Source organism: Bacillus sp. FSL H8-0516 (assembly GCF_038635285.1).
Lineage (GTDB): Bacteria > Bacillota > Bacilli > Bacillales > Bacillaceae > Bacillus > Bacillus safensis.
On record NZ_CP152051.1, the window covers coordinates 2,234,320 to 2,258,883 of the forward strand.

At 41.8% G+C, this 24,564-nt stretch carries 34 protein-coding genes and 1 riboswitch; of the genes, 8 read left to right on the top strand and 26 right to left on the bottom strand.

The window, feature by feature from the left end:
• Nucleotides 1–18: 18 nt before the first annotated feature.
• From spoIIIAD to MHB67_RS11235, 9 genes are all read right to left on the bottom strand, one after another.
• Nucleotides 19–432, bottom strand: a complete 414-nt coding sequence (spoIIIAD, locus tag MHB67_RS11195; RefSeq protein ID WP_087978339.1) for a stage III sporulation protein AD — start codon at nt 430–432, stop codon at nt 19–21.
• Entirely contained in the window at nt 429–635 is a 207-nt protein-coding gene (gene spoIIIAC, locus MHB67_RS11200) for a stage III sporulation protein AC (RefSeq protein WP_003153142.1), read from the bottom strand. Before spoIIIAC ends, spoIIIAD begins: the two co-directional genes overlap by 4 nt.
• Before the next feature lie 19 nt (nt 636–654).
• A complete protein-coding gene (gene spoIIIAB / locus MHB67_RS11205; RefSeq protein ID WP_024428003.1) occupies nt 655–1,170 on the bottom strand; it encodes a stage III sporulation protein SpoIIIAB in 516 nt (171 codons plus the stop codon).
• Nucleotides 1,164–2,087: a stage III sporulation protein AA gene (gene spoIIIAA / locus MHB67_RS11210; RefSeq protein ID WP_025092985.1), complete on the bottom strand. Its 924-nt coding sequence runs from the start codon at nt 2,085–2,087 to the stop codon at nt 1,164–1,166. Before spoIIIAA ends, spoIIIAB begins: the two co-directional genes overlap by 7 nt.
• A gap of 66 nt (nt 2,088–2,153) precedes the next feature.
• Nucleotides 2,154–2,435, bottom strand: coding sequence for a YqhV family protein (locus tag MHB67_RS11215; protein WP_024422953.1), 282 nt, complete (start codon nt 2,433–2,435; stop codon nt 2,154–2,156).
• Nucleotides 2,436–2,605: 170 nt separating this feature from the next.
• Entirely contained in the window at nt 2,606–3,163 is a 558-nt protein-coding gene (gene efp, locus MHB67_RS11220; protein WP_024422954.1) for an elongation factor P, read from the bottom strand.
• Between the two features lie 25 nt (nt 3,164–3,188).
• Nucleotides 3,189–4,250: a Xaa-Pro peptidase family protein gene (locus MHB67_RS11225; RefSeq protein ID WP_241257926.1), complete on the bottom strand. Its 1,062-nt coding sequence runs from the start codon at nt 4,248–4,250 to the stop codon at nt 3,189–3,191.
• Nucleotides 4,247–4,690 carry a type II 3-dehydroquinate dehydratase gene (gene aroQ, locus MHB67_RS11230; RefSeq protein ID WP_024422956.1) on the bottom strand — a complete coding sequence of 148 codons (444 nt, stop codon included), beginning with the start codon at nt 4,688–4,690 and terminating at the stop codon, nt 4,247–4,249. Before aroQ ends, MHB67_RS11225 begins: the two co-directional genes overlap by 4 nt.
• A gap of 108 nt (nt 4,691–4,798) precedes the next feature.
• Nucleotides 4,799–5,326: a YqhR family membrane protein gene (locus MHB67_RS11235; protein WP_073206260.1), complete on the bottom strand. Its 528-nt coding sequence runs from the start codon at nt 5,324–5,326 to the stop codon at nt 4,799–4,801.
• Between the two features lie 222 nt (nt 5,327–5,548).
• Between MHB67_RS11235 and MHB67_RS11240 the strand changes: the two genes are divergently transcribed.
• Nucleotides 5,549–6,505 carry a DUF1385 domain-containing protein gene (locus tag MHB67_RS11240; protein ID WP_034621616.1) on the top strand — a complete coding sequence of 319 codons (957 nt, stop codon included), beginning with the start codon at nt 5,549–5,551 and terminating at the stop codon, nt 6,503–6,505.
• Between the two features lie 38 nt (nt 6,506–6,543).
• Nucleotides 6,544–6,939, top strand: a complete 396-nt coding sequence (locus MHB67_RS11245; protein ID WP_024422959.1) for an SA1362 family protein — start codon at nt 6,544–6,546, stop codon at nt 6,937–6,939.
• Here MHB67_RS11245 and MHB67_RS11250 read toward each other — a convergent pair.
• The 3 genes from MHB67_RS11250 to MHB67_RS11260 form a co-directional block, all read right to left on the bottom strand.
• Nucleotides 6,936–7,811 carry a patatin-like phospholipase family protein gene (locus MHB67_RS11250; protein WP_024422960.1) on the bottom strand — a complete coding sequence of 292 codons (876 nt, stop codon included), beginning with the start codon at nt 7,809–7,811 and terminating at the stop codon, nt 6,936–6,938. The two genes, MHB67_RS11245 and MHB67_RS11250, sit on opposite strands and share 4 nt — an antisense overlap.
• A gap of 104 nt (nt 7,812–7,915) precedes the next feature.
• Entirely contained in the window at nt 7,916–8,350 is a 435-nt protein-coding gene (gene mntR, locus MHB67_RS11255; protein WP_024422961.1) for a transcriptional regulator MntR, read from the bottom strand.
• An 85-nt stretch (nt 8,351–8,435) separates the two neighbouring features.
• Entirely contained in the window at nt 8,436–9,272 is an 837-nt protein-coding gene (locus MHB67_RS11260; protein ID WP_024422962.1) for a biotin/lipoate A/B protein ligase family protein, read from the bottom strand.
• Nucleotides 9,273–9,491: 219 nt separating this feature from the next.
• On the opposite strand from MHB67_RS11260, the gene MHB67_RS11265 reads away from it, so the two are divergent.
• Nucleotides 9,492–9,872, top strand: a complete 381-nt coding sequence (locus MHB67_RS11265) for a rhodanese-like domain-containing protein (RefSeq protein ID WP_024422963.1) — start codon at nt 9,492–9,494, stop codon at nt 9,870–9,872.
• 44 nt (nt 9,873–9,916) lie between these two features.
• Here MHB67_RS11265 and gcvPB read toward each other — a convergent pair whose 3' ends face one another.
• The 3 genes from gcvPB to gcvT are packed head-to-tail and all read right to left on the bottom strand — an operon-like array spanning nt 9,917 to nt 13,830.
• On the bottom strand, nt 9,917–11,377 hold the full coding sequence (gene gcvPB / locus MHB67_RS11270; RefSeq protein ID WP_034621614.1) for an aminomethyl-transferring glycine dehydrogenase subunit GcvPB: 1,461 nt from the start codon (nt 11,375–11,377) through the stop codon (nt 9,917–9,919).
• On the bottom strand, nt 11,370–12,716 hold the full coding sequence (gcvPA, locus tag MHB67_RS11275) for an aminomethyl-transferring glycine dehydrogenase subunit GcvPA (RefSeq protein ID WP_103131954.1): 1,347 nt from the start codon (nt 12,714–12,716) through the stop codon (nt 11,370–11,372). The genes gcvPB and gcvPA overlap by 8 nt, the downstream gene beginning before the upstream one ends.
• A 16-nt stretch (nt 12,717–12,732) precedes the next feature.
• Complete coding sequence (gcvT, locus tag MHB67_RS11280; protein WP_024427995.1) at nt 12,733–13,830, bottom strand: glycine cleavage system aminomethyltransferase GcvT; 1,098 nt, start codon at nt 13,828–13,830, stop codon at nt 12,733–12,735.
• A gap of 200 nt (nt 13,831–14,030) precedes the next feature.
• Nucleotides 14,031–14,137, bottom strand: a riboswitch (glycine riboswitch).
• 253 nt (nt 14,138–14,390) lie between these two features.
• Between gcvT and MHB67_RS11285 the strand changes: the two genes are divergently transcribed.
• From MHB67_RS11285 to sinR, 4 genes are all read left to right on the top strand, one after another.
• Nucleotides 14,391–16,061: an SNF2-related protein gene (locus MHB67_RS11285; protein ID WP_024427994.1), complete on the top strand. Its 1,671-nt coding sequence runs from the start codon at nt 14,391–14,393 to the stop codon at nt 16,059–16,061.
• A 14-nt stretch (nt 16,062–16,075) separates the two neighbouring features.
• A complete protein-coding gene (locus tag MHB67_RS11290) occupies nt 16,076–16,873 on the top strand; it encodes a YqhG family protein (RefSeq protein WP_103131953.1) in 798 nt (265 codons plus the stop codon).
• Nucleotides 16,874–17,054: 181 nt separating this feature from the next.
• Complete coding sequence (locus MHB67_RS11295; protein WP_073206269.1) at nt 17,055–17,219, top strand: anti-repressor SinI family protein; 165 nt, start codon at nt 17,055–17,057, stop codon at nt 17,217–17,219.
• A 33-nt stretch (nt 17,220–17,252) separates the two neighbouring features.
• On the top strand, nt 17,253–17,588 hold the full coding sequence (sinR, locus tag MHB67_RS11300; RefSeq protein WP_024422969.1) for a transcriptional regulator SinR: 336 nt from the start codon (nt 17,253–17,255) through the stop codon (nt 17,586–17,588).
• 67 nt (nt 17,589–17,655) lie between these two features.
• On the opposite strand, the gene MHB67_RS11305 is transcribed toward sinR, so the two are convergent.
• From MHB67_RS11305 to tapA, 3 genes are read right to left on the bottom strand one after another with little or no spacing between them, the layout of a single operon-like run.
• Nucleotides 17,656–18,456 (bottom strand): TasA family protein, encoded by an 801-nt coding sequence (locus MHB67_RS11305; RefSeq protein ID WP_024422970.1) that lies wholly within the window; start codon nt 18,454–18,456, stop codon nt 17,656–17,658.
• 54 nt (nt 18,457–18,510) lie between these two features.
• Nucleotides 18,511–19,083 carry a signal peptidase I gene (locus MHB67_RS11310; RefSeq protein WP_024422971.1) on the bottom strand — a complete coding sequence of 191 codons (573 nt, stop codon included), beginning with the start codon at nt 19,081–19,083 and terminating at the stop codon, nt 18,511–18,513.
• A 52-nt stretch (nt 19,084–19,135) separates the two neighbouring features.
• Nucleotides 19,136–19,663 (bottom strand): amyloid fiber anchoring/assembly protein TapA, encoded by a 528-nt coding sequence (gene tapA / locus MHB67_RS11315; RefSeq protein ID WP_103131952.1) that lies wholly within the window; start codon nt 19,661–19,663, stop codon nt 19,136–19,138.
• Nucleotides 19,664–19,962: 299 nt separating this feature from the next.
• On the opposite strand from tapA, the gene MHB67_RS11320 reads away from it, so the two are divergent.
• Nucleotides 19,963–20,241 (top strand): DUF3889 domain-containing protein, encoded by a 279-nt coding sequence (locus MHB67_RS11320; protein WP_171464609.1) that lies wholly within the window; start codon nt 19,963–19,965, stop codon nt 20,239–20,241.
• A gap of 34 nt (nt 20,242–20,275) precedes the next feature.
• Here the strand turns inward: MHB67_RS11320 and MHB67_RS11325 are convergent, their stop codons facing one another.
• From MHB67_RS11325 to comGA, 8 genes are read right to left on the bottom strand one after another with little or no spacing between them, the layout of a single operon-like run.
• Entirely contained in the window at nt 20,276–20,470 is a 195-nt protein-coding gene (locus tag MHB67_RS11325; protein ID WP_024422974.1) for a YqzE family protein, read from the bottom strand.
• A gap of 59 nt (nt 20,471–20,529) precedes the next feature.
• Nucleotides 20,530–20,913 (bottom strand): competence type IV pilus minor pilin ComGG, encoded by a 384-nt coding sequence (comGG, locus tag MHB67_RS11330; RefSeq protein WP_103131951.1) that lies wholly within the window; start codon nt 20,911–20,913, stop codon nt 20,530–20,532.
• Nucleotides 20,910–21,437: a competence type IV pilus minor pilin ComGF gene (gene comGF, locus MHB67_RS11335; protein ID WP_258011119.1), complete on the bottom strand. Its 528-nt coding sequence runs from the start codon at nt 21,435–21,437 to the stop codon at nt 20,910–20,912. Before comGF ends, comGG begins: the two co-directional genes overlap by 4 nt.
• Nucleotides 21,349–21,663, bottom strand: coding sequence for a competence type IV pilus minor pilin ComGE (comGE, locus tag MHB67_RS11340; RefSeq protein ID WP_073206282.1), 315 nt, complete (start codon nt 21,661–21,663; stop codon nt 21,349–21,351). The genes comGF and comGE overlap by 89 nt, the downstream gene beginning before the upstream one ends.
• On the bottom strand, nt 21,647–22,093 hold the full coding sequence (gene comGD / locus MHB67_RS11345) for a competence type IV pilus minor pilin ComGD (RefSeq protein WP_103131949.1): 447 nt from the start codon (nt 22,091–22,093) through the stop codon (nt 21,647–21,649). The genes comGE and comGD overlap by 17 nt, the downstream gene beginning before the upstream one ends.
• Nucleotides 22,086–22,379 carry a competence type IV pilus major pilin ComGC gene (gene comGC / locus MHB67_RS11350; protein WP_024422977.1) on the bottom strand — a complete coding sequence of 98 codons (294 nt, stop codon included), beginning with the start codon at nt 22,377–22,379 and terminating at the stop codon, nt 22,086–22,088. Before comGC ends, comGD begins: the two co-directional genes overlap by 8 nt.
• 16 nt (nt 22,380–22,395) lie before the next feature.
• Nucleotides 22,396–23,436: a competence type IV pilus assembly protein ComGB gene (gene comGB, locus MHB67_RS11355; protein ID WP_103131948.1), complete on the bottom strand. Its 1,041-nt coding sequence runs from the start codon at nt 23,434–23,436 to the stop codon at nt 22,396–22,398.
• A complete protein-coding gene (gene comGA / locus MHB67_RS11360) occupies nt 23,417–24,487 on the bottom strand; it encodes a competence type IV pilus ATPase ComGA (RefSeq protein WP_103131947.1) in 1,071 nt (356 codons plus the stop codon). Before comGA ends, comGB begins: the two co-directional genes overlap by 20 nt.
• Nucleotides 24,488–24,564: the final 77 nt, after the last annotated feature.

Below are 24,564 nucleotides of genomic sequence, written 5' to 3' on the forward strand. Positions count from 1 at the left end.
GTCATCACCTCTTTTCATTTACGTCATGGACGGGATCATTCCTAAGATTGTCTCAATGATGACTGTTAAAATCGGGACTGCCATCACCAAGATGAGAATCTTGCCGCCTAGCTCTATTTTGGATGCAATGGCGCCTTGTCCAGCATCCTTCGTCAGCTGAGCGCCAAATTCCGCAATATAGGCAATGCCAATAATCTTCAATATGGTTTCAACATACTTCATATTGACGCCGGCACTTGCTGCAATTTTTTCAATCATCGAGATAATGGCATAGATTTGATCAATTAAATAAAGAAAAATGACACATCCGGTAAAAACAACAAGCATAAAGGCGAAGGTTGGCTTTTGTTCTTTGACGATTAATGCTAAAAAAGTAGCGATTAAACCAAGTCCAACAATTTGTATGATTTCGATTTGTAAGCCCTCCCCTATCCTTGAAATAGAAATACGGCTTTAATCTTTTTAAACAAATCGTCTACAATGGTTGCAACCATAAACAAAATGTAGATAAACCCAAGCAGCGTCACCCACTGAGCGTACTCTTTCTTCCCCATTTGGTCTAAAATCGTATGGAGAAAGGCCACGACGATGCCTACTCCGGCAATTTGAAAAATGACGTTTACATCAACGCCCATGCTCTCGACTCCCTTCCTCTCACATCAATAAAAGAATCAGTAGTAATCCGCTTAAAAATCCGAGGCTTCTGACCATTTTTTCATTTTTCGCTTGGGCGATTTCAGCTTCTTTCTCCTCTGATTCCAAATGGCCTAAAGCAAGCTTGATATACTTTTGCTGAGAAGTGACATCATGCTGGCCAAGTGTTTCTCCAAAGTGCTTCAACGCCTCATATTCGCCTTTTTTCAATACGGTTTTTTTCCATACATCTTCAAGACTTTCGTTCCATGCATGGCGTGCAGAAAAGGTCCCCACTTTCAGCTTTTCTGCAAATTGTTCAAACAGCTGATTCACAGGTGGACCTACCTGCGCTGCAATTTGCTCTGCCGCCCGTGCTAAAGGGGTTTGACCATACATAATTTCAGCTTCAAGAGACTGGAGAGCAAACCGCAGCTGCCGAATTTGTTTAGGTCTGTCACTATATCGTTTGGCAAACTCGAATCCTCCCCAAGTCGTGGCCGCGACAATGAAAATAGCGCCAATGAGCTTTAACATACGTCCACTCCCCGCCTCCATTTCATCTCTTGGCCGTCCCCGCCGTACATCCGCCCGATCGTGCCAGGCCCATTGTTTCGATTTAATTCAACATATCGTTCAAACACACGAAGCTCCCATAACGGTTTAAAAGAAGGTCGTTTATATACATCTTCAAGTGAATAGCCATGAGCTGAGACGATGATGTTGACTCCGGCATGAATCGCTTCTAAAAGTGCCTCGACATCCTCACTTTTTCCGATTTCATCGACAATCATGACCTCTGGGCTCATAGACCGAATCATCATCATCAATCCTTCAGCCTTTGGACACGCATCGAGTACATCAATCCGGTGGCCAAAATGATGCTGCGGCACTCCTCTGATACATCCGGCGATTTCAGAACGCTCATCAATAATGCCTGTTTTTCTAGGAGGAATGGTTTTTGTGCCTGTACTAGCAAGACGTGCTATATCCCGGAGCAATGTGGTTTTCCCCGTTTGCGGGGGACCGATGATGAGTGTATTGTGCCAGTGCTCTTCATATAAATAAGGAAGAAAAGGAAGCGCAATCCCGATTTTTTCTTTGGCAATGCGGATATTAAATGAAGAGATATCTCTTAACCCTTTGACAAATCCGTTTTCAACGATCACCTTTCCAGCAAGTCCTACCCGGTGTCCGCCAGATATCGTGATATAGCCCTGTTTTAGCTCTTCCTCAAGTGTGTACATGCTGTAATTGCTCAGTCTGCCTAATAGCTGAGACGCATCTTCCCAGGTGGTGCGATAAGAAAGGAAACGTGGTTTTCCTCCCTGCATTAATTCAATAGGACGATCCGTGCGAATGCGGATTTCTTCTATTTGCGCCCATTCTGCCTCTTTTAGCAGCCTGAGTTCTTGTCCAATCGAGTGCGGGAGAATATCCAGCAAACTCCGCAACGAATTCCCCTCCTTTTTTTCTTCTCTAAAATGTATGATGTGAGCCGTTAATTATGCCAAGCCGTTTCACTTATAGATCCCAACAAGAATAAACACGACACCAATGAAAATGAACACGAGCTTTGCATAGGATAGCTGCCCGGCAATTTGATAGATTCCAATCGTCATCGTGATAATAAAAATGAGCGGTCCAATGATCGCCAATATACTATTGATGACTACCGCTTTCCGTACATCATTTGTAATTAAAATAAGGATGGCTGCCGTCAGTTCAATGGCGGCAGATAAGAACCTCATGCCTGCCATTGCAGCGACTGACGGGTGTAGACCTGGGAGAAATTGTTTCATATAGAACCTCCAGCTTTTTTTACACTATATGCTTGACCAGCTGGAAGTAGTCTTGTTTTTCAGGAAGGAAGAGAGATGAATGAGAGAATTGAGAGAAGGCCTGCCTTGAGGAGTCATTTTTCCAATAAAAAAAGACTGTAAACACGAGGTTTACAGTCTTTTTTCGTTCATTACGCTCTTGAAACGTATGAGCCGTCAGATGTATTAATCACTAGTTTATCTCCTTGGTTCACAAAGAAAGGAACGTTGACGATTAAACCAGTTTCAGTTTTTGCAGGTTTTGAGCCGCCTGATGTTGTGTCACCTTTAATACCAGGCTCTGTTTCTACTACTTCTAGTTCTACTGTGTTTGGAAGTTCTACTCCAAGAGTTTCAGCACCATACATCACGATTTGAACAGACATATTTTCAAGCAAATATTTCAGCTCATCTTTAATTTGTGCTTCACTTAGTTCAAGCTGCTCATAAGAACTTGTATCCATGAAGACATGCTGATCGCCATTTGCATACAAGTATTGCATTGTTTTTGTTTCGATTTGTGCTTTCGCTACTTTTTCACCTGCGCGGAATGTTTTTTCTTGAATGGCACCTGTACGCAGGTTACGCAGTTTCGAACGAACAAACGCTGCGCCTTTCCCTGGTTTTACGTGCTGAAAATCCACTACTCGCCAAATACCGCCGTCTACTTCAATTGTCAGGCCAGTACGAAAATCGTTTACTGAAATCATTTTGTCATCCTCCTACATTTCACCATCATAATATGATAAGTTCTTTCGGTGAGTGGGTCAATCGTTTATTGCCGTCAGCTGTCAGGACAATATCATCCTCAATTCTCACGCCGCCGACATCTGGCAAGTAAATCCCCGGCTCAACTGTGACGACCATTCCCTCTTCTAAAACGACCTCTGATCGTAAGGAAAGGCCTGGCGCTTCATGTACTTCCATACCTAGCCCGTGCCCGGTTGAATGCCCAAAGTATTGACCATAGCCATACTTTTCAATGATGTCTCGTGTGATGCGATCAGCTTCTTTTCCTGTTAAGCCTGGCTTGATTCTATCCACACCAGCGTTCTCTGCTTCTAATACGATATGATAAATTTCCTTTAGCTTGTCGCTTGGTGTTCCGACAGCAATCGTTCTTGTCATATCAGAACAATAGCCTTTATAGTAAGCACCGAAATCGAGTGTCACTAAATCTCCAGATTCGATCACCTTTTCACTCGCTCTTCCGTGCGGCAGGCTTGAACGAACACCTGAGGCAATAATCGTATCGAATGAAGATCCTTCAGCCCCTTCTTTTCTCATGAAAAATTCAAGCTCGTTCATGACAGCAATTTCCGTCAGGCCCGGCTTGATGTAAGTGAGAATATGATCAAAGGCGTGATCTGCAATCTTCGCAGCTTCCTCTAATATCTTAATCTCTTCACTAGACTTAATCAAGCGCAACTTTTCAACTGATTCAGAGACTGGAACAAGCTCTATACCGTCTGCTTTGGCTGCGTATTGCTGATACGTGGCAAATGTCATATGGTTTTGTTCGAACCCAAGGCGTTTCACCCCAAATTCCTTTGCCGTTTGGGCAGCCGTTTCCGCAATGTTTCCTTTATGTTCAATGATGTCATAGCCTTTGACTTGATCCTTCGCTTGCTCTGTATAGCGGAAGTCCGTGATAAAAGCTGCCCGGTCCTTTGAAACGACAGCAAGACCGGCTGATCCGGTAAAGCTGGTCATATACTGTAAATTAAAACTGCTCGTAATGACAAGGCCATCGATCTCTAATTCACTTAAAAGTGCTCTTAGTTTTTCAAGTTTCATGATACTGCTCCCCCTTCACTGACTAAATAACGAATCGCCAATTTATACCCTTCTAAGCCAAGCCCAACGATTTGTCCTTGGCATACTGGCGCAAGTACAGAATGATGGCGGAATTCCTCTCTCTTATGAACATTTGTGATATGTACTTCAATGACTGATAAAGAAATACTTGCAATGGCATCTCTCAGCGCATAGCTGTAGTGGGTAAATGCACCCGGGTTAAACACGACACCATCGTATTGATCTTCTGCTTCATGGAGCGCATCAATCAAATCCCCTTCGTGATTTGATTGAAAGAACGTTAGTTGGATGTTTGCTCGTTCTGCGAACTGGAACAAATCCGTCTCTAAATCTGTCAGCGTCTTACTTCCATAAACAGCAGGCTCTCTTTTGCCAAGCCTATTTAAATTGGGTCCATTCAGTACAAGAAAATGAGGCATATGACCACTCCTTCACCCTAATTCAATCTATATCGAGATCTGTTTCTTTTTCCTTAGAAACCTTTCGTTTCCAAAAATATTTTATCATATGAATAGGTGATTTACACTTTATTCTGGCTTTTTCCCGAGTGCCCTCGCAAGCTTCTGACTCGTCAATTCATTATATTCAAACGAAATGCTGTACCCGACAAACATGCCATATAAAATATATAGGCAAAATGTCGTAACAATGGTGCTTTGCTGCAACTCTTGTACTTGCTTTACATCTGGGAAAATGGGATTAAATACGTAAAAAACGAGCAGCCATAAAAGCCCGCCATATACTAAACCCATCCAAAAGCCTTTGATCCTTTTTAAAAGCCCAAAATAAATAAAGGCGGCTCCAATCGATAAAACTCCTAACAGCACAATACTGATAAAAGTACCAAGTCCTCCCTTTTTCCATTCTCCAAGCACAAATGGCTGAAGCAGCATATTGGGACTCACCTCTGAAAAATGAAACACATAGGCCAGAAACCCGATAAAGCCCCAAAAAACACCGCCGACAAAACCTGTAGCAGCTGCTCTTGCCACAAGTGATGTCGTTTGCACGGACTGATTTTTTTCTTCTTGGTTTTTCTTTTCATCACGTTTCATTTGTGAACACCTCCAGCAAGTAGTATGTCCAAAATGTCATAAAAAAAAGGATTTCCATGCATGAGTGTAAAATTTTTAAAACAGGGTATACTGGCTAAAAAGAGGTAGATAGAATTCTAGTAGATAATCGACCTGTGAGCTAGTGATTTCCCCTCATTTCCTGTACAATAAAGGTATAAGGAAATGCATGTAAATTACAGGAAACAGGCAGGTTGATGAAATATGTCCAATCAAACAAAACCTCCAGCTTATGGAGGACAGGCAGTTGTCGAAGGTGTCATGTTCGGAGGTAAGAAGAACTATGTGACAGCGATTCGGCGAAAGGACCAGTCCATTGAGTTTTTGAAGCTTCCCCGGACCTCCAATAAACGAACCGCCTTTCTCAAGAAAATCCCCTTTGTCAGGGGTGTTGCTGCACTTGTTGAAGCAAGCGCAAACGGCAGTAAGCACTTAAACTTCTCCAGTGAGCGATATGACTTAGATCCTTCTGAAGATCATACTCTTGAAAAGGAACAAAAAAGCTCGAAATTATCCATGATCTTCGGCATTGCTGTGATCGGAGTTCTCTCTCTACTCTTTAGTAAATTTGTCTTTACCCTGGTACCTGTCTTTTTAGCAGAGCTTGTGCGTCCCATCTTTTCAGGGAATTTCGCACAAATCGCAGTGGAAACATTCTTCAAATTGGTCCTTTTATTAGGCTATATTTACTTTATTTCCATGACCCCTTTAATTAAAAGAGTATTTCAATATCATGGGGCAGAACATAAAGTCATAAACTGCTATGAACAGAACCTTGACATCACAGTGGAAAATGTCCAAAAGCAATCCCGTCTGCATTATCGATGCGGCAGCAGCTTTATTTTATTCACTGTCATTGTCGGGATGTTCGTCTATTTACTCGTACCGACAGATCCTTTATGGGTGAGAGTTCTGAACCGCTTGGCACTTATTCCGGTTGTTCTGGGCATTTCATTTGAAGTGCTTCAATTCACGAACAAACTCCGAGAAGTGCCTGTGCTTAAAGCGCTTGGCTATCCTGGCCTTTGGCTGCAATTGCTCACAACAAAAGAACCTTCTGACGATCAAGTCGAGGTAGCCATTGCAAGTTTTAATGAACTTCTTCGTTTAGAGGAAGTATCTCTGAAACAAGCGTCAGATTCTGCTCATCAAGTGATCTAACTTATAAATCCGGTAAATTCCTTCGGAGGTGGACAGTTATGAATCGCCGAGTACATCCTGCTTTTACCATTATTTTCGCTTTAGGTGTTTTGGGATTTGTGTACTTACTCACAACGAACCCAGGCAGACTTTTTACCATGCTGCTGTCTGTTGTGATCATTGGAGCGGTTTTGTTTTTCCTATTTAGATGGCTGATGAATCGAAGAACTGGAACAGAGGGCAATCTTTATCGTAAAGCAGTCAAACAATCAAAACGTCGCTACCAGCAGCCTAAACCAAAAACGAAAAGCCAGATGAAAAATCGGGTCACTCATTTGCGAAGCGTGCCGACTGACCACAAGTCTAAGCCCGTCCTTCTCAAAAAGAAAAGCCAAACACATTTGACTGTGATTGAAGGCAAGAAAAACAAAAAGAAGAATCGCGCCTTATTTTAAAATGTCCAGCTTTTTAAAAATTGCTCGGCCTTCTGTCTGCCTAGATCGACGAGCGCCTTTTTCTTTTCTGTCATGAGTTGAAAATCAGTGGCAATGACGTGTTCTACAGGAATAAAAATAATATGACGTTCGTGTTTTGTGGCGATATGTCTTTCGTCATGAGCACCACGCATCGTTTCAAAAAGAGCGCCAAACAGTTCAAACGCATTGCGGATGGAGTGTTGTGGGCGTTCTTTTTCGTTTGGCGTTAATGTGACACCGACGAACGGTCTTTTTTTCTCTTCAGCAAACAGCCAAATTGGAAAATTGCTCAGCACTCCTCCATCTACAATGGTACAAATGCCTTTTGATGACTTCAGTTTGACAGGTTCGAAAAAATACGGCAGGCTGCAGCTCATTCGAATAGCCCTCGCAACGGAAAACCGCTCTGGATTTAAGCCATATGAAGGAAGGTCGTCTGGCAGCACAAGGATTTTTCCATTCGTTAAATCGGACGCAACGATTTTCAGCGAATCTTTTTTGAGGTCTCCAAACACGGTGACCCCTTTTCGTTTTAGCACATCGGTCAGCCATTTTTCCAGCCGGTCTCCTTTATAAAGACCGAGACGCCAGTAAATAGATACCCACCTGAGCATTTTAAACGGGATGAATTGACATCTCCTATCAAGCAATTGATGCTCATCCATTTCATCTAAAAGCGTGCGAATTTCCTGGCTTGTAAAACCTGCTGCGATGAGTGAAGCAATGATTGCTCCAGCACTTGTACCAGCAAGGCGAACAAATTGAAATCCTCTCGCTTCAAGCGCTTCATAGGCACCTGCAAGCGCTGCCCCCTTAATGCCTCCACCTGAGAACACACCATCTATCTTCATCAAGGAGCCCCCTTTGATTTCACGCTAATAATAGTGTAGGAGCTTTTGCTTTCAATTAGAACTTTAATCAAAAAGGACACCCATGCTGAGGGTGTCCTTTTTGATTAAGATTCTTGATTTGTTTGTTCGTTTTTCTTTTGAATCGCTTTCAGCTGAACAGATCGCTCATCGTTTTCTTCAAAAAATTGAACGAGATCGCCGATGCGGTCAATACTGTTCCAGCTGAGATGATGTTCAATGCCTTCTACATCATCATAAATTTTCTCTTCATCTACACCAATGATTCTTAAAAATTGCTCTAGCAGTTCATGTCTGTATACGAGACGTTTTCCAATTTTTTTGCCTTTCGGGGTTAAAATTAGACCACGATACTTCTCATAAATGAGGTATTCATCTTTATCTAGCTTCTGAACCATTTTTGTTACAGAGGAGGGATGGACAGCGAGTGCTTCTGCAATATCAGAGACTCTGGCATATCCTTTATCTTCTATCAGCATATAAATTTGTTCAATGTAATCTTCCATACTAGGTGTAGTCATAAAACCCCTCCATAATGCACCTTTACTTAATAATCAACCCAATTCTACACCATCGTTCATTAAAAAACAAGGAGTGTCCTTCGGCTTAACGCTTGTAATTCCAATCATCTGAGGCATATTTCGTTTTTGCGAGATGATGGACAAACGCTAATTCTTCATCTGTCAGCTCATAAGGTTCAAGCTCAATATTTAATCCTTTTTCAAACCCTCTTTTAAACGCAGCACGCGCATCGTCTATTGTACATGTTCGGTCTGAGATTTCATTGATGGCAACCGCTTTGTTTTTAAAGCTTCGCTGCATCCGCTCTCTCACCCGGTCGTTTGGATAAAGGAACAAATCGAACAATTTGTCCTCATCAAGGTCAATTAAAATAGATCCATGCTGGAGAATGACACCTTTTTGTCTCGTCTGAGCACTGCCCGCTACCTTTCTGCCTTCTACAACAAGCTCGTACCAAGAAGGGGCATCAAAGCATACAGATGATCTTGGGTTCTTTAAGCTTTCCTTTTCTTTATCTGTACGAGGAATGGCAAAATACGCATCGAGTCCCAGCTCTTTAAAGCCTTCTAAAATGCCTTCTGAAATAACGCGGTACGCCTCTGTCACCGTTGCTGGCATTTCTGGATGTTCCTCTGACACAATCACGCTGTAGGTCAGCTCCTGGTCATGAAGTACTCCCCGTCCTCCGGTTGGTCTGCGGACAAATCCAAGACCATATCGCTTGACGGCTTCTAGGTTGATTTCTTTTTCAACGTTCTGAAAATACCCAACAGATAATGTCGCCGGATTCCATCCATAAAAGCGGATAACAGGCGGAATGAGCTTCTCGCTATGCCAATAAAGCAAGGCTTCGTCCATTGCCATGTTAAAGGCAGGGTCTTGGTTTCCTGAATCAATGAAACACCATTTCTCTTTTTGCATATAAAATCCCTTCTCTTTTACGTAGTCAATGTTAGATGATGGTGGTGACCACCGGTTTTCTCTCTTCATCAGTCTATCAAATAGGGACGGAATTGAAAATAATTCTTACCATTTATGATGACAAGTTTCTTATGCTTTACTATAATAGTATTTGTCTAAAACGTACCATCAGACAGGCTACTGTGCTGATGCTCAAGAAGGAGTCGAGTTGTATTGTCAATATTCAACTATATCGTCCTCTCACTTTGTGGACTTTTCGTTCTTTATTCCATCGGTAGCTACATTTATCAGCAGCGCATTATGAAAACGCTGACGGAAGAAGAATTTATTAAAGGTTACCGCAAAGCCCAGCTCATTGATGTGAGAGAGCCAAATGAGTTTGAAGGCGGACATATTTTAGGGGCAAGAAATATCCCCCTTTCTCAACTAAAGCAGCGCAAAAATGAAATACGTCCTGACAAGCCTGTTTATCTCTATTGTCAAAATAATTTTAGAAGCGGAAAAGCAGCCCAAACTTTACGTAAAAACGGCTGCCGTGAGATTTATAATTTAAAAGGCGGCTTTAAAAAATGGGGCGGCCGCATTAAAACGAAGAACTAACTAAAAAGACTCTGGGAGCATGATTCCCCCTGAGTCTTTTTTCTTTATTTTCTTTCAAAAACGAGAACTGGATTCCGTGCGGCCTTTGTTTCATCCATACGTTTGACAACCGTTGTATGCGGCGCTTCCTGCACCACTTCAGGATTCTCTTCTGCTTCTTTCGCTATCTGAATCATTGCTTCGATGAATGCATCAAGTGTTTCTTTTGATTCTGTTTCAGTCGGTTCAATCATGATACATTCCTCTACATTGAGCGGGAAGTAGATCGTTGGCGGATGGTAGCCGAAATCAAGTAATCGTTTGGCAATATCCAGTGTCCGCACACCTAATTTTTTCTGACGTTTACCTGAAAGGACAAATTCATGCTTACAGTGACGATCAAACGGCAAATCATAATGAGCACTTAAGCGGCGCATCATATAGTTCGCATTTAACACGGCATTATCGGTTACAGCCTTTAAACCGTCTGGCCCCATAGAGCGGATGTACGCATAAGCTCTGACGTTAATGCCAAAGTTGCCATAGAATGGCTTCACGCGCCCAATTGATTCTGGACGGTCATGATCAAAGTAAAAACGGCCTTCCTTCTTCACAAGCACTGGCTTTGGCAAATAAGGAATTAATTCCTTTTTAACGCCAACAGGACCTGAGCCAGGACCTCCGCCTCCGTGCGGGCCTGTAAAGGTTTTATGAAGATTTAAGTGGACAACATCAAATCCCATATCTCCTGGTCTTGCTCTGCTTAAAACAGCGTTCAAGTTGGCTCCGTCATAATAAAGCTTACCGCCCGCTTCGTGAACGATTTCAGCCATTTCTAAAATATTTTCTTCAAAGAGGCCTAGTGTATTCGGGTTTGTAAGCATTAAAGCAGCTGTTTCTTCATTAACAACGCGGCGTAAATCTTCTAAATCAACAAGCCCGTTTTCGTCAGATGCGACGGTAATGGTTTCAAATCCAGCGACTGTCGCAGATGCCGGGTTCGTTCCATGAGCAGAATCAGGCACAATGACTTTTGTACGCTGATGATCTCCCCTTGCTTCATGATACGCACGGATCATCATGAGTCCCGTCCACTCACCGTGTGCTCCTGCCGCAGGCTGTAATGTCACAGCGTCCATTCCCGTAATTTCTTCAAGATGTTCACCTAGATCGTATAGTAATTCTAATGCACCTTGCACAGTGTCTGCCTCTTGTAGCGGATGAACCTGCGAGAACCCTGCAAGGCGTGCAACCTTTTCATTAATCTTTGGATTATATTTCATCGTGCATGAGCCAAGAGGATAAAATCCGGAATCAACCCCATGATTGCGTCTTGATAATGCTGTATAATGGCGCATAATATCAAGCTCAGATACTTCAGGAAGCTCAGCATCTTCATCACGGATATACGTCTCATCAAATAAAGACGGGATCTCCTGTTCAGGTACATCTAAATCAGGCAGACTGTACCCTATTCTTCCTTCTTTAGATAATTCAAAAATAAGCGGCTGATCTTGTTTATTCATGGCGATCCCCCAATTCCTTGATAAACGTATCAATTTCTTCTTTTGTTCTTAGCTCTGTCACGGCTACAAGCATGTGCTGCTGAAGCTCTGGGTAGTCTAGCCCCAAGTCGTAGCCGCCGATGATTCCTTTTTCAAGCAATCGTTTATTGGCTTCTTTCACAGGCTCCTGTAACTTGATCACAAATTCATTAAAATGCGCCCCTTCTACATCCGCCTGCAGTCCATATTTTTCTGCCTGCGTCTTGGCATAATGGGCTTTTTGCACGTTTTGATAGGCGATATCTTTTATGCCTGTTTTTCCTAGTGCCGTCATGGCAACAGAAGCAGCTAATGCATTTAATGCTTGGTTTGAGCAAATATTTGACGTCGCTTTATCTCTTCGAATGTGCTGCTCACGCGCTTGAAGGGTCAGGACAAATCCACGAACACCATTTTCATCTTCTGTCTGCCCGACTAAACGACCTGGCACTTTTCTCATCAACTTTTTCGTCACAGCAAAATATCCGCAGTGAGGTCCGCCAAATGCAGCCGGGATGCCGAACGGCTGCGCATCACCAACGACAATATCTGCCCCGAGTTTTCCAGGCGGCGTCAATAGTCCGAGTGCGAGAGGATTGCTAGAGACAATGAACAGGCTTTTTCCTTTATGTGCAATGGGTTCAATGTCTTTTAACGGCTCGACTACACCAAAAAAGTTTGGATATTGCACGAGAACTGCTGCTGTATCATCGCAGACCGCTTTTTCCAATGCAGCTATATCTGTCTGCCCTTTTTTCGCAGGCACTTCAATAACTTCAATGTTTTGTCCTTTGGCGTATGTTTTCAGTACCGCTCTTGATTCAGGGTGAACCGTTTCAGAAACAACCACTTTTTTCTTCTTTGTGTGTCCCGCAGCGAGCATTGCCGCTTCAGCCAGTGCCGTCCCGCCATCATACATCGAGGAGTTGGCAAGATCCATACCAGTCAGCTCAGCAATCATTGTTTGAAATTCAAAGATCGCTTGCAATTCACCTTGCGAAATCTCCGGCTGATAAGGTGTATACGCTGTATAAAATTCAGAGCGTGAGATCACATGATCGACAATGACAGGCTGGTAATGATCATATACACCTGCACCAAGAAACGATGCATAGGAAACTGTATCCTTATTCTTTGCAGCTAGTCGGGATAATTCCCTGACAAGCGCTGTTTCAGATGCGGCTTCTTTGATGTTGTATGCTCCTTTGAATCTAATTTTCTCTGGGATATCTGAAAAAAGCTCATCAATCGACTGAACGCCGATGACATCCAGCATTTCTTTTTGATCTTGCTCTGTTTGCGGCAAATACCTGTGCTTCATCCTCTATTCCCCCTCGTTATTTGGCTCTTTTATAAAATGGTGTTGCGACGATTTTGGCTTTTAAACGTTTTTTGCGAACTTGTACTTCCACCTCTGATCCAAGCTCCGCCTCTGAGGTTTCGATCAAAGCAAGCCCGACATTTTTCTTTAATGTTGGGGATTGAGTGCCCGTTGTGACAATCCCAACCTGCTTTTCTCCTGAAAAGACTGGATAATCTGTACGCGGAATCCCTTTATCAATCATTTCAATGCCGACAAGCTTTCGCTTCAGTCCCTCTTCTTTTTGTTTTTTAAGTGCAGCTTTTCCGATAAAATCAGCTTCTTTATCCGTTTTGACAGCAAAACCAATGCCGCCTTCTAATGGAGAGATATCCTTTGTCAGCTCCTGGCCGTAAAGCGGAAGTCTTGCTTCAAATCTCAAGGTGTCACGTGCACCGAGTCCGCATGGAATGAGTCCTTTTGGCTGCCCCGCTTCTAATAAAGCTGACCAAAGGTGGACCGCATCTTCTGACTGGCAGTAAATTTCAAAGCCATCTTCCCCTGTGTAGCCTGTTCTGGAAACGAGCACTTCTTTATTTGCGACCTCAGCTTTTGATAAAAACGTAAATGGCTTAAGCGATGTCACCTCTTCACCCGCCACCTCTTTGATGATGTCAGCTGCAAGAGGTCCTTGAAGCGCTAGCAAGGCGGTTTGATCAGACATATTTTTGATCAATACATCATCCTTCTCTTGGTGCTTCAAAAGCCAATCCACGTCTTTATCGATATTTGATGCATTGATGACAAGCAAATAGTGATTCTTTTCTTTTTGGTAGACGAGCAGGTCATCTACCGTTCCGCCATCTTCATAACACATGGCTGTATATAGTGCCTTACCGTCTGTCAGCTTAGACACATCATTGGTTAATAACCTTTGTAAAAATGGAAGGGCATCTTGACCTTTGACGTCCACCTCACCCATGTGAGACACATCAAAAAGCCCTGCTTTTGTTCGAACAGCTTCATGTTCTTCTTTAATGGAAGAAAATTGGACAGGTAATTCCCAGCCCCCGAAGTCAATGGTTTTTGCGCCAAACGTTTCATACGCATGAAAAAGCGGTGTTCGTTTCAACATCAATCGTTTCCCCCTTTTTTCTCACAGTGCAAATGCAAGCTGAATTTTCAGAAAAAATCACAGCAAAAAAGGACAGAGCGCTCCCTTTTATCAAAAAGAAGTCTCTGTCCTTGCACCTGAAAGTTTACAGCACAATATCATTGTGCGTTTTCCCCTTTGGTGGTTTGCTAAAACCCTTAAGCAAACACTCTCCAGAGTTGCGTCCGGTAAGAGTACTTTTGCCTGAGAGATTCACTGAATCATTCAGCTTGCTCCTTCGGCGCCTGCCAGTGCAAAATAACCGCCAAGTCTCTCCCCATACCATCATCCGCTCATATTTTTCACATTTATTGGACATACTATCAAAATGGGTGACTTATTTTCTAGATCACTTATCAACATCCTACCATTAGAAATGGATGAAGAGCAACAGAAAAATCATTAACATTTTTAAAATAATCCTTCGATATCGTTCGCTTTTATTCATATATCTAGTCTTTTAGAGACCTCCAAAAAAATGAAGCGTTTAAAAACAGAACAATTTTATCAGATCCTACTAGAAAGAAAGGCAGGCGACCACATTGAATATTCAAACGATTTTTGATCAGGAATGGGCAAATGAATTTCAGCAGCGGCTTTCAGCAGACGGCCCCTGGGCGAACTGGGATATGTATCGTTTAGCGACGCAGGTTCAAAAAGTCACAGCCATTGATTCATTCGAGGGACTGCAAGCTCCCGCGCACCTGCCTGCATTCACACCTTTAAAGCACCAGCTTGAAGTAGCCAGAAGAGTCGTAGAAGAAATGAATGGGAAAGCCATTCTAGCAGATGAAGTGGGACTTGGAAAAACCGTAGAAGCAGGACTCATTATCAAAGAATACATGATTCGTGGACTTGCCAAAAAGATTCTCATTCTCGTCCCCGCCTCGCTTGTGTCTCAGTGGGTACAGGAGCTGCGGACGAAATTTTATATTGATGCTGTTGAACAAAAAAAGAGCTATGTGTGGGAACAGTGTGACGTAGTCGTTTCCTCTATTGACACAGCCAAAAGACAGCCGCATCGAGACACGATTTTATCGATTGCCTACGATATGGTCATTATCGATGAAGCACACAAACTGAAAAACAATAAAACGAAAAACTATGAATTTGTGAGAAACCTGAATAAGAAGTTCTGCCTGCTGCTGACAGCCACACCTATTCAAAACCGGATCGGAGAAATATTTAATCTTGTTTCCCTTCTGAAGCCAGGCCACCTAGGAAATGAACATCAATTTAAAGATATCTTTGCCAAAAAGGACTTGCAGCTTGAAGACCATGACCGATTAAAACAGCTCGTCAATAAAGTGATGATTCGAAACCGAAGACAAGACACAGGCATCGAGTGGACAAAACGGCATGTCAAAACGATTTCCATTGATTTCTCTCCGACAGAACAAGCTTTGTATGATGAAATCTGCAAGCTGAAAGAGAATCCGTCTTATACAAAGCATATGTTTTCCATTATGACCTTGGAACGAGAATGCTGTTCAAGCCGTGAAGCAGTTTATATGACGATTAAAAAAATGCAGGAAGAAGAAAAGCATATTCTCGGATCTTCTGCAATAACGCAAATCATGGAGAAAATCAATCAAGTGGAGCAAAACTCAAAGGCGCTTGAAGTGGTCAAACTCATTCAGCAGTTAAATGAGAAGGTCATTATTTTCACCGAATACCGCGCCACACAAATTTATTTACAATGGTTTCTACAGCAAAATGGTATCAGCTCTGTGCCATTTCGGGGCGGCTTTAAGCGGGGCAAAAAAGATTGGATGAAAGATTTATTCAGAGAACGGGCGCAAGTGTTAATTGCGACAGAAGCTGGCGGCGAAGGGATCAACCTTCAGTTTTGTAACCAAATCATTAACTACGACCTCCCTTGGAACCCGATGCGTTTAGAACAGAGAATTGGACGTATCCACCGCCTTGGCCAAGAGCGAGATGTCCACATTTACAATATGGCAACGAGCGGAACAGTTGAAGAGCATATTTTAAAGCTTTTATATGAAAAAATTCAGCTGTTTGAAAACGTCATAGGCGATTTAGATGATATTTTAACAAGAATTGATATTAAAGATGTCGAAACAGAATTGCATCAAATCCTCTTCCAGCATGAACCAGGCGGAGACATGAAAAAGAAATTAACCCAGTTTGCTTCTTATTTAACTGAAGCACAAACACCACTTTTAGAAAAAAGACAGCAAGGCTCATAAAGGAGAGTTGATCAATGGAGCAGCATGACATTCACACCTTTCTTCTCCGTTTTTTCAAGACGAATCAATGCAGCATATTAGAAGAAAGTGCAGGACATATGACCGTACAGCTGACAATTGAAATGGATAAATTGATTATGAACCGTCCTTTTTATTGGCACTGGCTTGAAAAAACTGGCGGTGTACCTGAACCGCGGCAATTGACTTTGATCACAGATCAAAAAAAAGCGGGTGATACGATCAGTGGTGAATTTATCCATTTCGGCTCCCCCCGGTTATTTCAAATATTTGAGGCGGTCAAAGAGCAGGGCCGTTTTATCAGGCTTTATGAACGAGTCAGCCCGCTCACGAACAACCAGATCGCCCTTGAGCCATGGCTTGGTCTCAATGTAAAAATTTCTTACCTTGCAGACCGGAAGAAGGATAAGCTTTTATCATTAGGCCTTCATCTCATTCGCGGAGAAGTCATTGAACAATTTCAAGAGAAGCTGGAAGCTCGTGAGCTGTCGTCTCAAATTCCCGATTATTGCTTTACGATGAGCACAATGATTAAGCCAGAGAGCGGAATCAAACGGCTCTACAGCCTTATGGAGCATTATGCCCATGAGGAACCGGACGACTGGGCAGTGCGCGCCGTTCAAAAATGGAAGGAAGACTTCGAACTTTTAAACCAATTTTATGAAGGGACTTCAGACACATCTGTAGAATATGAAATAGAAAGACAAGCACTCAAAACTTTATACGAACCAAAAATCAGTCTTACGATTGAAAATGGCGGACTTTTTTACTTACAGCAAAAAAGAGGAGGTTGACTCATGGTCCCCTCCCTTTTATGTGACATACGATTTTCGATCAGTCTAAAGCTAAGTTTGTCTGTTTGTATTGGGCGGAAACATGACGCAAGCAAACTATGAGGTCTTACCACCTATGTCTTTCCATTTCATGCGTTAAGTGCCTGAAATACATGATTCAGTATTTTAGGAGGGTATTTGTATGGAAAAGAAAACGAACAAATTAGACAGTGAATGGGTTCAATTATTACGCGAAGCTCGCAAGGCAGGACTAACAGTTGAAGAAGTCCGTCATTTCCTCAAATCAAATGAAAAGTCCTCTGAGTCTCCCCCTCTGGTAAGAAGTCATTCTATCAAACCTTTCTGAATGTGCTATAATATCGAAAGGAAGGTGATGACATTGATTGGCCAGCGTATTAAACAATACCGCAATGAAAAAGGCTACTCACTATCAGAACTGGCCGAAAAGGCTGGGGTAGCGAAGTCTTATTTAAGCTCAATAGAAAGAAACTTGCAAACAAACCCCTCCATTCAATTTCTTGAAAAAGTCTCCGCTGTTCTGGACGTCTCGGTTCATACACTTTTAAACGAAAAAGATGAAACCGAATACGATGGTCAATTAGATAGTGAATGGGAAAAACTAGTTCGAGATGCAATGACATCAGGGGTTTCGAAAAAGCAATTTCGTGAATTTTTAGATTATCAAATCTGGAGAAAAAAGCAAGAAGAGGAGTAAAGCGCACGTTTTAGCGCATACTCCTCCAATTGCTATGCAGACCTTGATATCAGCCTAAAGACTGGCTTTATTTTTTATCTTCGCTGTGTGCTTTTTCGTTTTCTTTCACGTAGCCTTTTTCATCCGTATGCTTTTTTGGATTGATCGTTAAACCATTCCACTGAGTCGCTTCGAAGGAAAGATCAATTTGAATCGCATCGCCTTGGTATTTATTTTGGATATAGTGACCAGCTTTATCCTTCGTCTGGTCATTGATAAATTCAATGATCATTTCCATTTTATCGTAATCAAACGGATTCTTTGGAATGCCGTCATACTCTGGAGCCACTGTTCCATCAACAGTTGCTACATTAATTTTCCCACTTTCATGTAAAAACTTCTCATCGACGGCATGACGAAGCTTTTCAAATGCGGTCTGATCCTGTTTTGACGTTAATTGATGCAAGTCAAGCAGGTTTGCATGGTCTAAAATAATATTTTTCGGATAACCATTTCCACCTTCGGCTCCAACCGTAAGAACACTCACCTGAAACTGGCTGAGAAATTCTTCAGCTGTATTTTTACCGCCATTCTTCGCGGAAGATCCATCTGTAAACTGGCTATAATCAAGACTCATCAGCACTTGGTTTATTGCTAGTGATCCCTTATTATCAAAATGAAATTCTTTCTTGATCCGATCACCAGGTTTTAAGTTCGAAAGGTTGATGGCGCCGGAGTTCTCTTTAGCAGATAAATCCAGCTCTCCTGTCGAGTAGACCGCGTTTGCCTTTTCAATATCATTAAACGCCGCCCATGTTCCCCCGCCAATTAATGCAAGACCTAAAGCCCCTGATAATACACCTAAACGAATTGATTTCTTCATTGCCATGAATAAACCCCCTAATATATTGTTTTATTGAAACCTGATTAGGTTACAAACGATTTAAGCTTGTTCCTCTGAGATATGTACATCAGCCGTGTGTCTACGATGTTTTGCTGCGCCCACAAAATGAATGGTTGAATAAACGAGCAGCATGACACCTGGTATAATAAGGAGCAAAGCAGTTCCAGCTGATGTCCCTGCATACGAAAGAAGCTTTCCTGCATAAGGAATGTTCACTCCCATATACTGCGCAGTTACCTGATCCGCTTTTACCAGCGTACCGTCTTGATACATATTATTGTCACCCTTCGTCTCAAACGCTTTATTTGCACCCTTTCCCTTCACCCCAACAATTCGGTGGGTCACAAAGGACTGATCCTGCTTTGTTTGAAACGTAATAATATCTCCTTTTTTGAGCGTCTCAGGTGAGGCAACCTGTTTTACGACAATCAGTGACCCAGCTGAAAATTCTGGTTCCATCGAACCTGATAATACTTGCTTCAATTGATAACCGAAGATCTGAGGTTCTCCTCCTGTTGTTCTTGATGACAACACGACAATAATAGAGGCTATCATCACCGTGAACACCATCACATAAAGAATACTCCCAGACATCTTCATCCATTTTTTCATAACCCCTTCTCCCCTTCGCCTATCATTTTTTCACTTTAAATGACAGCTCCATTTAGGACGCCTTTTCTTGACACTTTGAGAGCACCATCGGTTTAGACCAAAAGTACGCCTGATCAGATGCGCTAAACCCTTTAGGATAATAGATTTTAAATGCATAGCTTCCATTTGTTTTTGCTTTATCTGTCGTGACAGTCGCTGTTTCTTGCGATAACAGGGACTTTATGGAGCCCTTTTCAAGAATATGACCATCTTGTAATGGCTTCTGACCATTTCCTATTTTATGTAATTCCCACTTCCATTCAGAGTACGCAATAGGCTGTCCACTATTTTTTAGTGTCATGCTCAGCTTTTGAGGTGCGCAGACTGTTCCTTCGATCATCGTTTGATCGATAAGCTCCAATTGACTTTGATCCCATTTTTTAGGCTGACAATGCTGATCTGTCTGTTCAAAATTTTCACATGTTTTCATGACAAATTTTTTGTGCTCAACATCGTTAAAAGAAGCATTCGTTGGTGTCATGATGGAAGACGTCAAAATCAAACAAATGGCACAAAAGAGTACAAAGAGCGACTGTTTCATTCATTCCTTCAACTCCTTGAACAACTGTTCTTTAAAAAGAACGATTATATACAGTATAAGGAAATACCTATAAAACCCAAAACGTCAAATTAGTCCATTTTGTTCTTAAACAAGAACCATTACGAGAAAATTCTCCCATTTTCTCATTTTTTCACCATATTCAATATTTTTTTGTGTGACATTTGTACTTCTTAAAACTTACATAAAAATGTAGGATTTGGTCAGGATATGAAGAGGTGAGGTGATGTTAAGTGAAATATGGAAAAATCATAATCATGCTCAGTTTACTGCTGAGTTCTATGATTCTAGAGGTCAAACCCGTTGATGCGAGAGGTTTGACTGCCGCCGCAGATCAATGGGAAACGCGGGCAGTCAAAGAAGCAAAAAAAAGATACCCGCTAACGCAAGTATTATTTAAACAAAAAGTATGGGACCGCCACCGCGATAAGGAATCTGTGAAACAGTATCATATTACGTTAAAAGACCATACAAAGGAATTTGGGGTATTCGTCACCATTTCCTATAACCCTTACTCAAACAAGGTGAATAAAGTGATTGTTGTGGAGGAATACAGCTAAAGTGGCATAAAAAAACCGCCTGCTGGGCGGCTTTTTACTTTCGTCGATGGCGCTGACGTTTTTTAAGCATCATGGATAAGCCAAACGGCAGAACCCCAAATAAACGCTGTGAAAACGGCGGTTTCGTTTCTATTTTTTCTTGTTTGTGTTCCTTCCGTTCGTCACGTGGTGTATTCATATATTTAATGATTTCCTGCGTCATATATTTTACATAGTCATTTGTTTTCAAGCACTTTCACCTCTTCTTCCTTCAAGTCTTACCAGGAAGAGGATGATTTTATACACTGGCTAATCAGGATTTGCCCATCTCATGATTTCACCAGTCTTCCAATCCAGCATCAGTTCACGCTCATCGGATAAACCATCTTTTGTTTTCACCTTCACCAAAACAAGGACAAGTTTTTTCTTAAGATCGCATTTCATCCGCTTCAGTGTCACACGGCCTTCTTCAGTATCAATATGGGTTTTCTGTTTCGCACAAATACGTTCTACTGTGCTGGCAGCTTCACTCACACCCACCCTAAAAAGCTGCTGTTTTTTATAAAAAGAAATCGTCAGCTCTGCACTTTTCAGTTCTTTTTGAAACCCCATCGTTATCGCCCCTAGGATCAAGAGAAAAAATAAAATCGCCGCAAGCACATGCGGATAGATAAACCCTTCCTCTCTTTTCACGATTTACGAACCACCCCTTTATATGTGAAAAAAACGGCTTCATACACTTTACCAGATCCATCTGTGACTTTTAGAATCGCTCTATGCTGACTCGTTCTCACGTGAAATTGTTTCACCTTATGCAATAAAGGAAGATGTCCAGCTTGATCCGTTCGTTTTCGAAGCATCTCTTGATATGGCTCAATTGTTACCACTCGCCCTTGATCAGAAATATACTCTAACGCTTTTCCATCTTTCACTGATTTCACAGCATCGGCACGACTTAATTCCTCATCTAATTGCAGGACAGTCTGTTTCCACTCCATTTGGGAAAATCCGTTGATGTTTTCAAATGGACGAGCTTTCTCAGCTGCTGAAAAGATCAGTCCACAGCCAAAAGAAAGAAATAGAAAGAGCTTCAATTGCCACAAAGCTTGTAAAAGGGTAAAAGCTTTGTCATCGCTCCACATGCTGAAAGCATATGGTCTCTTTTTTTTGTACTTTGTATGAAACACATCCCTTCTGTTTACGCCAATTGAAAACATACGTGATCTCGCCTCTCTTCTTTTTGATGGAAGGTGTTGACCCATTTATGAATGCTTCATTCATCTGTTCATGTAAAACCTGATAAGCTTCAAGCTTGGCTCTCACTTCCTTTTTCCCCATCATGAGTTTTTCATAGGCTGGCATGAGCATTAGGGCAGCAAATAGAAAGAGATGACAGGCAAACAGTGTCTCAAACGTACTAAATCCTCTATTGTTTTTGAACATGGATTCGCCCGCTTCCTAAATAAATCGTGAGTTTATACGTTTGACTGCCAAATTCGACAATGAAAGATCCACCGCTGCTTGGATGTCCGTTTGCATTAAAATAGATACCTTGCGAGAATGTAGAAGTTTTGATGCTGCCCTTTTTATGTTGATAAGAAGCAATGACTTCGTTACTCTTTTGATCTATTACCTGATAAGATACATGCGGCGGATGGATCCCAACATGTACACGTGTTTTTTTGATAAATGCAGTATATGATGCCATTTGAAGATCTTGTTTCATGATGTTTACTTGTCTTTTGGCTTCAGCGTTTTCTATTATATTTGGGATTTTCCCTCCCATGATCGACAATACAATCGATAAAACAAGTAAGATCATCAGCTGTTCAATCAGGGTAAAACCCTTCTCATGTAAAAATAATTTATTCATGCTTCACGTTGCCGTTTTGAATGACAATCGCTTTTCCATTAGGACAAGTTAACCCCTTTTTGACATAACCTTCTTTTTCTAATTCAGCTAAAGATGGCGTCTTCCCATCATGCTCCAATTCATATGCCATCACTTGTGTGCTGACCATTGATTTAAGCCCTTCACAGCCCTTTGCCTGAATCGCTTGGTGATGACGTGTGATATTCGGTATGGTAATGAGTAAAAGAATGGATATTACGAGCATAACTATTAACATTTCTAACAGGGTAAATCCTTTATCATTCATATCTCTGTCCTCCTTCTTACACTTGCTCCATTAGTTGATACATTGGTAAAAGAATAGATAAATACACGATGAGTATAAGAAGTGCTGTTACCCCATAAATAACTGGCTGCAGCCAAGACATCCATTTTTCAATTTTTAGCTCTGCATTCTCTAATAGAAATTGGCTGTACGTGTACATTTCTCTCGCAAGCATTCCGCTGGCTTCACCATGCTTGATAATGGCTGCAAAATGTTTTTCGAAAAAAGGAGACACGCTTACTTGATGGGCCATGCTTTCTCCTTTTCTTAACTCTTCCATCATTTGTTCACCTATTTCTTGAAGAAAAGGCAGGTAGCTTTGCTGTTTAAAAGCTTGCAAACCTTCGTACATCGATAATCCAGCTTGAAGCAGTCCGCTGAGCTGAAGAGAAAAAAGGTACGTATGCATCAGCTGCATCCCTTTATATAAAAAAGGCAGCTTACTCATCACCCTCAATTTCTCAAGGGTCGACTTTTTCCTAAAAAAAACAGCATAATATCCAATAAGACAGATACACAGACAACTAGTGATGAGCAGAAAAGCATGAAGGAATTGAAATAGTCCAAACATCCCTTGAATCAGCCAAGACATGCGGGTATCCATCGATGAGTACAAAACAGAAAATTGAGGAATGATCATTTGCTGAACGAGTACCAGCACGACCAAAACCGTGAAGATGAGGAAAAGCGGGTAACGTAACATACGTTTAAACGTGTCTAACTGTTTGATTTTTTTCTCTAAAAAACGGGCGCTTTGTTCTAAAGCACGGGCTAGACTGCCATGCTTCTCAGAAAAACATAGTATAGCGATGACTTCCCGCTGAAAATGGAGTCTCTCCAGCACTACATAAAAAGGCTCGCCTTCGTGAAGCCACTGAATACCTAGTTTTAATTGCTGCCGCTGTTGTTTTGATAACTGGATATTCACCATCACTAATGCCTCAATCAATGTATATCCAGCCTGAATTAATTGAGCCAGTTTTGATAGGCATTCAGCTTGATCCTTTTTAGACCATACTTTAGAGGCTCGCTTCTTCATAAACCCAGCGATGGTAAGTGTTTTTTGATAAATAGCCGAGTGCCACTCCTTTACGAATTAATCTTTGCAGTGTTTCATATGACGAGTGAGCATATTCTCCTTTAGCCTCCTTGATACACTCACCAAGCTCTTTTCCGAACAGCAGTTCAAATACATTTGTTCGTCTGATCGGTCGATTTAATTTACAGTAAAGCTGACATCTTTCTCCGCAAAAAGGACAGGTGAGCTCGATTAATCGCTGCGCAGCAATCGCAACCATCGTTTGCTCAAGTTCATTCATCGTGACACCAAATTCAAGCATACGATAAAGGGCTCCTTTTGCGTTTTTTGCATGGAGCGTACTCAATACTAAATGGCCTGTCAGTGCTGCTCTAATCGCCGTTCTAGCCGTTTCAGCATCTCTTATTTCTCCTAGCACAATCACATCTGGATCATGTCTTAAAATAGCGCGTAATCCTGCGGCATATGTGATGCCGGCTTTTTCATTCACTTGAACCTGCAGCACTTCTTCATTCCTTGTTTCGACAGGATCTTCAAGGGTAATAATATTTCGGTTAAAATTCTTTTTTGCAAACTGGATCAATGAATATAGTGTTGTCGTTTTCCCTGAATTTGTTGGCCCAGTAAATAAAATGAGTCCATGCGAGTGGTTTAAAAAGGATAATAATCTGGCTGAGGCTTTCGGAAATAATGATAGATGTTTTATTTTCGGAACATGATCCTGCGGCAATATTCTAATCACTAAGCTCTCATCATTTACTGTCGGCAAAGTAGACATCCGAATAAATACTTGACCTTTTCTTAGCATCACAGCTAGTGAGCCATTTTGCGGCCTCCTTTTTTCACCGATATCCATAGAAGATAAAAACTTAAAATGTGCAATAAGCCGCTCTCCGCTTTTTTTATCAATCATTCGCTGCTGGATTAAATCTGAATCAACACGAAATGACACCGAAGCTTCCTTTTCTTTTGGCACAATATGCACATCAGAAGCCCTCATGCGGCATGCTTCTTCTAGCAGCTCTTGCCTTAAATATTCAATCCCATACAAGTGGATCACTCCTTTCTGTGATCACATTGTAGAATGGCGGAACGTGAATGACAAAAGAGCAATTTATGATTTTCATG